Raw genomic sequence first — 803 nt, forward strand, 5'->3', positions numbered from 1 at the left:
AATTGGATTTGGAAAGCCATAGCTGCATCGTAAGCAAACAAAAGTACTCCTTTTCCTCTGCGTAAGGGCTTATTGATGTTATGCAACGCACGTTTTGCATTCTTCAAACAACTATTTTCCAAATGCAATTCTGTTTAACTATAACCAGGTTGACAAGTTGACGGGTTAACTGGTTAACTTGTTAACTTCTCAACTCGTCAATTTAAATCATTGCTTTTATTTTACAAAAGCAGTCTGTTTTCCACTCCGTTCTAGCGAAAAAATAGGTCATAAAGTAGGCAAATTACTACCATTTCTCCTCTTTCACGTCTTTCCTTTTGTCTGTTTTTAGGCAAAATAGCTGCATTTTGCACCATTTTGCCTTTCTAGTTTGGTTGTCATCTCGCGATTTTTTAGGTCCAATTACCCACTTTTTACCCCCAAAAAACCACTTTTTGAGGGCTGTTTTGCCCCTTCGAGTCATTCCTTTACTGGCTCGAGAGGGTTATATCTATACCATTTCAGCGGATATTTATGCTTTTTGCCTTGCGGTTAGCACCATTTTGTACGGCATTTTGCACCGTTTTACCTTGCATTTAGCACCAAAACGCACTGCATTTAGCACCAAAACGCAATGCATTTAGCATCAAAACGCATTGCATTTAGCACCAAAACGCAATGCGTTTTGCACCATATTGCACCATTTTTGGCAACAAACAGCCCCAAAAGGGGTACAAATGGCGACCTTTTGAAATAAATATTCATTTTGTCGCATTCACACACTGCCCCTTTTTAGCATCAAAACAAACCTTCGCGAGAATCGA

Origin of the sequence: Prevotella sp. HMSC073D09 (assembly GCF_001814145.1) — a bacterium.
Lineage (GTDB): Bacteria > Bacteroidota > Bacteroidia > Bacteroidales > Bacteroidaceae > Prevotella > Prevotella conceptionensis.